Consider the following 8510-nt stretch of genomic DNA (forward strand, 5'->3'; position numbering starts at 1 on the left):
TCTCAACCGTCGACAGCCTAGCTTTGCTCCATCATCGCATAGCGCGGCTTGTGCCTGTCGAGCATATCGGCCGATATCTCGATCAATCGGGGTGCCGCAGTGTACAGCAACGCCGCTTCGATCGTCCGCCCCGGAAAGATCACCCGCAACGCCGCCGCATAGGCGGCCATCTGCTTGAGATGATAGTCCGGCACCTCGTCGAGCTCGCGCGGCGCACGCCGCCCGGTCTTGAAATCGATCACCCGGATGGTCTCCGCGCCGATCAGCAGCCGGTCGACCGTTCCCGATACCACGATGCCGTCCGCCAACGTCGCCGCGATCGGCGCTTCGGCAAGCGAGTCGATACCGAACAGGTCAGCGAAGCGCGGATCCTCGATCACGCCGATCGCGCTTGCTGCAATTTCCGCACGCGCGGCGGGATCGGAAACACCGCCGGCCTGGCCGAGCCAGCGATCCGCCGCCGCCGCACGCGAACCGCCGTCGACCGCGGGAAGGCGCTCGAGCAGCTTGTGGATCAACGCGCCGCGTTCGGCCGCAAGCCGCATCTCCGGGGTCGGCGGCGGGTCGGACACCGCATCCTCGCCGAGCGCGGACGGCGACAGCGGGCGCGACGGTCGTGACTCCTTCGGTGCCGCGTGCCGGGCCCAGTCCGGTATAGTCTGGGAAGGCACGGCCACGTCGTTCGCCGCGGGCTTGACCGGTACCGGAAATTCCGTCCCGTCGCCGACGAAGATTCGCTCGCCCTCCGCGTCCGCCACGCCCAACGCCGTCAGCGCGCGATCCGCGGCGCCATACCAGCTCGTCACCGGCGCAATGCCCTGCGCCCGCGTACCGAGCGCGCCCGCGATGACCAGACGCTCCTCGGCGCGGGTCGCCGCGACATAGAACAGCCGCCAATGCTCCTCCAGTTCGCGCCGCTCGGCTGCCGTCACCACCGCATCGAGGGGGCCACCCCGCTCGTTGCTGCGCGGACGGAACACCGGCAGCGGCGCGACCATGTCCTCGGGAGTCCATTTCAGGATCGACCGCGGTGCGGCGGCGGGATCGGCCGTCGCATCGGCAAGGATCACCAGCGGTGCCTGCAGACCCTTGGCGCCGTGCGCGGTCATCACGCGCACCGCATCGAGCGGCGCCGACGGATCGCGGACGATGTCGACATCGCCGCGATCGAACCAGTCGAGAAAGCGCTGCAGCGACGGTGTCGTATTGCTCTCGAACGTCAGTGCTGCGTTGAGCAGTTCCTCGATCGGATCGCGCGCTTCGGTCCCCAGCCGCAGGATCAGCTTGCGCCGTCCGTCGAGCGGCCCGGACAGGAGCTCCTCCAGAAACTGATATGGCGTTGCGATGTCCGCACGTGCGAGCATCGCGAGCAGCGGCGCGAGGCGCTCGGCGGACTGCGTCCGCTGAAGATGTCGCCACAACGGGCCGGCCTCACGTGGCGCCGCCGCCATCAGTTCGTCCTGCGTCCAGCCGATAAGCGGCGAGACCAGCAGGGAGGCAAGGCTCAGATCGTCCTCCGGCTGCAACACGAAGCGGATCGTCGCGAGCAGATCCTGGACCGCGAGCGGCGCGTTCAGGCGCAGCCGGTCGACGCCCGCGACGGGCACGCCCTCGGCATAAAGCCGCGCGACGATCAGCGACGCGAGATCGCCGCGCCGCTTCACGAGGATCATCACGTCCTCGGGACGCAGCCGTCGCCCCTTGCTCTCGAGCATCAGCCCGTCGGGCGCGAGCCAGCGTCGGACCGCCTTGGCGATATCGCCCGCGAGCTTGCGGACCGCATCATCGACCCAGCCCTCCTCGTCGTCCTCGCTCCCCCCTGCGATGACCGGTGGCCACAGCGTCACCTTGCCGGGGCCCTTGACCTCGCTCGCATGGACCTCGAGCTCGCCGATCGCGCCAAGGCCGGGGTCGCCCGCCGCGGCGACCGCGGCATCGACGAACGCGAGGATCGGCCGGGTCGACCGGAAGGAATGGGTCAGCGACAGCCGCTCGAGCGGCAGGCCCCGCTCCGCCTCCGGCCATTCGTCGTCACCCGCAACCTCAAGCGCACGCCGCCCGAAATGTAGCTCTGCGGCGGCGAAGTTGAACGGGTCAGTCCCCTGAAAGCCGAAGATCGCCTGCTTCCAGTCGCCGACCGTGAACAGCGTGCGCGTCGACGGCGCATAGATGCCGCGCCCGACGAAGAATTCGTCGGCGAGCGCGCGGACGATCCGCCACTGGTCGGCATTGGTGTCCTGCGCCTCGTCGATCAGGACATGCTCGGTCGCCTGATCGAGCTTGTAGCGGACCCATTCGCCGATGCCGGGCTGGTCGAGCAACGCCACGGTCGTCGCGATCAGATCGTCGAAATCGACCCCGCCGACGCGCCGTTTCGCGAGTGCATAAGCGCGCGCATAATCGCGCCCGACCTCCAGCCCGTCGGCGAGAAGATCGGCATAGGCGACGCGCTGGATCATCGATGCGATATCGGCGCAGGCCGCGCCGACATCCTGTGCCAGGATCTCATAGTCAGGTTCGAGATCGATCAGCTTCTTCTGTGCCTTGCGGGGCTCCCCCTTGGCCGTCAGCACGACGCCTGTGAGGTCGGGAAGCATCGCCGCACGGTCCGGCGACACGAGCCACGCCTCGACCACCGCCGCCTGCTTCAGCCCTGTCGCGGTTCCCCACGCGCGGTTGGCCGCGCCGATCCGCATGATCGCGTCGATATCCAGCGCCTCGCACCAGTCCGCGACCGCCTCGTCGATATCGCCCGCGGGCAGCTCGAGCGTCCGGCGCAACCAGGGGCGGATACCCGACGGCAACACCTCGAGCGCGGGCAGCGCCCGTGCGCAGGCCATCAGGAACCCCTCGGCACCGCCCTCCCCCATCCGCAGGGACAAGCGGCCGACGATCTCGACGGGACGCTCCCGCCCCTCACGCTCGGCGTCCGCGAGCATCCCCGCCAGCGCCTCACGCGCAAGCCCGGCTTCCTCGCGGGCCTCCAGGGGGCGAAAACCCGGGGTCAGCCCCGCTTCGACCGGAAACGCCGCCAGCAGGCCCTGGCAGAAACCGTGGATTGTCTGGATCCGCAACCCGCCCCCCGGCGCGTCGAGCACCTTGGCAAACAGCGTCCGCGCACGATCCTGCAACGCCTGGTCCGGGACCTCCCCCAGGGCGATCAGATCGGCACCCAGCGCGGGACCGGGCATCCGCACCCATGCGGCAAGACGCCCGTTGATCCGCTGTGCCATTTCGGCGGCGCCCGCCTTGGTGAAGGTCAGGCACAGGATCGCGCCCGGATCGACACCGCGCAGCAAGAGCCGAAAGACGCGCGCCGCGAGGACCTGGGTCTTGCCGGTTCCCGCCGATGCGGACAGCCAGACATGGGCGCGGGGGTCACTCGCCGCCGCCTGCGCGCCCTTGAGACGGGGCAATGTGCGAAGCTCGCCGCTATTCACGACCATACCATTCATCGCGGCGCATCAGCTGGTCATACTCGGCATAGGGGGCGTATTCCGGCACGAGCTTGGCGGTGAAGGCGGCGCTGCCGGTGAGCCAGTTTCCCGCGACCTCGGTAAAGTTGTGTGCCGCCGTCGCGGTGAAATCCGCGGTCGGGATCTTGTCGCGTTTGCCTTCGGGATCGACCGGACTCTCGACATAGCCAAACGCATCGCGCTTCTTGCCAAGCGACCAATATTCGAACGCACCCGCCTTGCCCGCGACATCGGCAAAGCCGCCGCGCTCGGCGATCAGGCCGAGCAGCCCCAGCTGCAGGCTATAGCCCGCGCGCACCGCGGTCGCCGAGGGTGGCTTGCCGGTCTTGTAGTCGATGATCGCCAGCTCGCCGCCCGGCAGCCGGTCGACACGGTCGTACCGTCCCCGCAGCGTGACCCCCGCAATCGCGATTTCGCCCTTGCCTTCAGCGCTGGCGACGACCCGGCCATCGACGGCCTGCGCCGCGATCGTGCCCGCGATCCAGTCGATCGCCTCGAGCAGCCGCGGCTGCCAGAGCGCACGCATCATCGGGTGCGTCCGCTCGTCGCGCAGCATCGCTTCGGCACGCGGCCGCAATGCATCGATCGCGCAGGCGTCGTGCTTCCACCATTGTTCGAGAATGTCGTGGACCGCGGTGCCGCGCCACGCCGCGCTCGGATCCGCATCGACCGGGTCGAGCGGCATCAGTCCGAGCACCCGGCGCGCATAGAAGGCATAGGGGTCGGCCTTCAACCGGTCGACCTCGGTCACCGAAATCAGCCTTGGCCGCAGCGCGGCGATCGGTGACGGTGCCGGACGGTCGGCGGGCCGGTGCGCCCGCGGATCGTCGAGATCGCGTGTCCACGCCTCGAGCGCCTCGGCGCGCTCGAACCTGTCCCCTGCAAGTGCCTGCAGACGCAGCCACAGTCGCGACGCCAATGCCGGCGATTTGGCGTCGCGGCGCGCACGTGTGACGATCGCCCGCGGCGCGCCGAGCGCCTGGGCGAAATCATGCGCCGACGTCCCTACCTGCCGCTCAAGGCCCGGCAGCCCGAGTTCAGCGCGGATCCGCGGCGCGAGCCACGGGTCCGGCGCAGGACGGCCTGGCCACATGCCTTCGTTCAGCCCGCCCAGGACCATCAGGTCGGCGGTCTGCAACCGCGCCTCGAGCAGTCCGTAAATCGCCAGACGCGGATGCGCGCCCTGCAATGGCCGCACCGCAACCTCGTCGAGCAAGGTCCGCAAAAGCTGCGCGAGTTCGCCCGGATCGACGAGCGGCGGACCAGCATCGGCCTCGATCTCGAGATCGGCAAGGCATTGCGCCGCGGCCCGCCCCGCGGGGCCGGCCCAGAGTTCATCGCCGCACAGCGCCGCGGCCGTCTCGCGAACGGTCGCCAGCAACGGGCCGAGCGGCTGGGCGCCGCGTTCGAATACCGTGGCGATCGGCGTGAGCAGCGCTTGCGCCTCCGGCCACCAGCGCTTCGCCGTTCCGGCGCGCAGATGCGCATCGACAGCATCGAGCCCCGCAGCGGGCCGCGGTCCGCGCAACGCGCGATCGAGCGCACGAACGCCGTCGAGCCACGCCAGCCGGGTATCGCCACTGCGAACCAGCGGGTGCTTCAGCAACGCCAGTAACGCGAGCGGTGCGAAACGCTGTGCCGCAGCCTCGACCAGCGCGAGGATGAGAGTCCCGGGCGGGAGGATCGACAAGGGCCGGCCCGCGCTGTCGTCGATCAGGATCTGCCAGCGCCCAAGATGCGCCGCGACACGCCGCGCCAGAGCGCGATCGGGCGTAACGAGCGCGGCTGTCCGTCCCGGCTCCTCCAGCACGCCGCGCAAGGCCAGCGCGATCGCCTGCGCCTCTTCGGCGGGCGTTGCCAGTTCGGCGACCGTCACCCCCTTCAGGCGGCGATCCTCTGCCCCCAGCCGGGTCCACTTTCCCGTGAAGTCGGCGGGGGCCAGTGCATTGGCGATAGCGCGGCTTCGGGTCGTGTCGGCGTCATGGCCACCGCCCTCGCGCCAGGTCGCAACCTCGGCGCGCCCGACGCCCATGCGTTCGAGCAGGAGCTTTAGATGAAATTGCGGATGCGTTTCGATCGACCGCCGCGTCAGCCCGGTATCCGGGTTTCGCGGGTGGGGTCCCAGCGCATCCCACTCCTCGTCGGGCAGGTGCAGATCGAGATCCGCGAACACCACCATGCCGCCTGGCAGGTCTGCGACGCAACGCAGGGCGCGCGCGACCGACGGTGCGGAGTCGGTGACGCCCGCAGCGCAGACCAGCCCGGCCGGCGGCGTCGCACGCCACCGCACCACCAATCTGTCGAGCAGCGCGGCGCGCCGAGTCGCCGCGTCGATCCGCCCCAGGCGGGCCAGCTCGCCCGGCCATCGCTGCAACACGACGTCGAACGTCGACAATGCGCGCTGCCAGTGTTCGGTCAGTTCGGGACCGAGTTCGATCTCGTGCAGGCGCGTCGGCGCGACCTCCTCGACGAGCAGCTGGTCGAGCGTCTTGGCGAGTTCGCCGGCAAGTCGGACCGCCTCGGCCGCATCGATCGGATGCCCCCCGCGCCGGCGTTCTTCCGACACCAGCCGCGCAAGGATCATCCGCCGCTGATAGGGCGGCACTGCTGGCAGCGGCGGATCGACATCGTCCGCAGGATCGAGCGCCGCGCCGACCGCTTCGCCCAGCCCAGTGTCGCCCAGCGCGATCATCCGCGGCAACACCAGCCCCCCGCCGCTCGCCCGCACGAACGCATCGGTCACCGCCCGGATCGCGCGGTTGTTCGGCAACAGGATCAGCGCGCGGGCGAGCGCCAGCGGATCCTGCCCTGCCCGCCGGAGCAAACCCGCGACCAGCGCGTCGGCAAAGGCGCGATGGGCGGGGATGGTGTAGAGGGTTGGCCCCGTCCGTTCAGCCACCGGCCAGGATCGCCTCGGTCTTCGGAATTGCGCCGGGCGTGCCAACGTCGAACCACAGGCCCTGATGGACCTGGCCAAATGCACGACCCGCGGCGATCGCACGGTCCCAGAACAGGTTCGTCGAAAACGGTCCCTCGGGCCAATCCGCGATGACGCGCGGGTGGAGAATCTGGATGCCCGTAAAGGCGAAGGGTGCGACCCGCCCCGGCTTGCGTCGTCCGGTGATCCGCCCGTCCGCTGCCAGATGGAAGTCGCCGGGACCGCCATGATTGTGCGCGCGGGCGAGCGGAACCATCAGCAGCAGCGCATCCATCGTCGCATCGTCCCAGCGCGACGCAAGCAGGCGGATCGCGTCGACCGGTCCGTCAATCCAGAGATTGTCGCTGTTGACCACCAGAACCGGCGCATCGCCGAGCAGGGTACGTGCCTGAACCAGCCCGCCGCCCGTCTCCATCAACCGGCGACGCTCGTCCGAAATCACGACCTCGATATCGGGGTAACGATCGGTGACATGCGCCTGCAACGTATCCGCCAGATAGTGAACATTGACCACCGCGCGGGCGATCCCGGCACGCTGCAGCCGATCGAAGACATGGTCGATCAGCGCCTTGCCGGCCACTTCGACCAGCGGCTTGGGGCGCGTCGCGGTCAACGGCCGCATCCGTTTGCCGAGCCCGGCCGCCATCACCATCGCCGTCTCGGGCACCGTCCCGCGCGGGATCGGACGGATCATCCGCTGGCCGCTCATGCCGCCAACGCCAGCGGGTCGCCGCGCAATGCTGCCGGCACATTGGCATCGAACCAGGCCGCGACCGGTGCCATCACCGGCTGGGCCAGGTCACGCTCGAGATACGTCCAGACCCGGGGACACAAGGTCGGGTAGCGCAGCTTGCCGTCGCGCTTCCACAGCCGCGTGAAGATGCCGAGGATCTTGGCGTTCCGCTGCGCGCCGAGCACGTGATAGGCGTCGAGAAACTCGTCACCGACGCCCGTCGCTTCGCGGTAGCGCGCGAGCATCGCTGCCTCGACCACCGGATCGACGTCGCGGCGGGCATCCTGCAACAGCGACACGAGGTCATAGGCCGGGTGCCCGGCGAGCGCATCCTGGAAGTCGAGCAGGCCGAGCGCTCCGTCCGGCGCGAGCAGCATCAGGTTCTCCGCATGATAATCGCGCAGGACGGTGACGGGGTCGGTCGCGATCCCGTGATCGAACACGGCGTCCCATGCCGCATCCCAGCCCGCCCGGTCCGGGACGATCCCGAGGGCCGGGCAATACCAGTCGACGAACAGCGCGGCCTCGCGCGCCAGGACGGCACGATCATAGGGTGCGAATGGTCCGGCCGGGTGCGAGTGAAGACGGCCGAGCAGGTCGATCGCGGGCGCGTAGAGCGCCATGCCCTTGTCGGACGATGCGTCGATCGCCTCGCGCAACCGATCATCGCCGAAATCCTCGATCAGCACGAGCCCCTGCGTCAGGTCACTCGCGAGGATCGCAGGCGCCCGGAACGTCCGCTCGACCAGCCACTGTGCGACCGCGATGAACGGGCGCGGGTCTTCATGTGGCGGCGGCGCGTCCATCAGGATCGCGTGGCGTGTCCCGGCGACGACGCGGAAATAGCGACGGAACGAGGCATCCCCCGCAACCGGCAGGAGCGTCGCCCCCGCCCAGCCATGCGCGTCGAGAAATGCGGCGGCGCCCGCCGGGGGTGTCATATCGGCCATCGCCGCGTCCAACCCTCCGGCACTCCGGCTGTCAAGCCGCGCGTGCCGTCCGGTTCGATCGTGAGGTCGAGCCGAAGCGCGTCCGGCCAATAGTCCGGCCCCGCCCGCTCTGGCCATTCGACGATCAGAACGGAATCATAACGCGCGTCGTCAAGCGCGAGCTCGACGATCTCGTCCGGATCGTCGATCCGGTACAGATCGACGTGGAGCACCGGCAGACGCACCTCGGGTGGTGCATAGGGCTGGACGATCGCGAAACTCGGCGATGGCGCCTCGCCGACCAGACCGAGCGCGGCCAGCAGCCCGCGTGCCAGGCTCGTCTTCCCCGCGCCGAGCGTCCCCGTCAGCGCAATCACGTCACCCGCCTTGACGTGCGCTGCCAGTTTCGCGCCGAACGCCTCGGTCGCGGCGGG

At 69.6% G+C, this 8510-nt stretch carries 5 protein-coding genes; all 5 read right to left on the reverse strand.

Features of this window, described 5'->3' with window-relative positions:
• Positions 1-17: 17 nt before the first annotated feature.
• On the reverse strand, positions 18-3446 hold the full coding sequence (addA, locus tag sphsw_RS01370) for a double-strand break repair helicase AddA (RefSeq protein WP_031439045.1): 3429 nt from the start codon (positions 3444-3446) through the stop codon (positions 18-20).
• Positions 3433-6375 (reverse strand): double-strand break repair protein AddB, encoded by a 2943-nt coding sequence (addB, locus tag sphsw_RS01375; RefSeq protein WP_031439046.1) that lies wholly within the window; start codon positions 6373-6375, stop codon positions 3433-3435. Before addB ends, addA begins: the two co-directional genes overlap by 14 nt.
• Positions 6368-7123 carry a nucleotidyltransferase family protein gene (locus sphsw_RS01380; RefSeq protein ID WP_031439047.1) on the reverse strand — a complete coding sequence of 252 codons (756 nt, stop codon included), beginning with the start codon at positions 7121-7123 and terminating at the stop codon, positions 6368-6370. The genes addB and sphsw_RS01380 overlap by 8 nt, the downstream gene beginning before the upstream one ends.
• A complete protein-coding gene (locus tag sphsw_RS01385; RefSeq protein WP_031439048.1) occupies positions 7120-8088 on the reverse strand; it encodes an aminoglycoside phosphotransferase family protein in 969 nt (322 codons plus the stop codon). The genes sphsw_RS01380 and sphsw_RS01385 overlap by 4 nt, the downstream gene beginning before the upstream one ends.
• Positions 8085-8510: tRNA (adenosine(37)-N6)-threonylcarbamoyltransferase complex ATPase subunit type 1 TsaE (gene tsaE, locus sphsw_RS01390; RefSeq protein WP_081874046.1), on the reverse strand; the 426-nt coding region annotated here is incomplete at its 5' end. The genes tsaE and sphsw_RS01385, both read right to left, overlap by 4 nt.

Source organism: Sphingomonas sp. FUKUSWIS1 (genome assembly GCF_000733135.1).
GTDB lineage: Bacteria > Pseudomonadota > Alphaproteobacteria > Sphingomonadales > Sphingomonadaceae > Sphingomonas > Sphingomonas aerolata.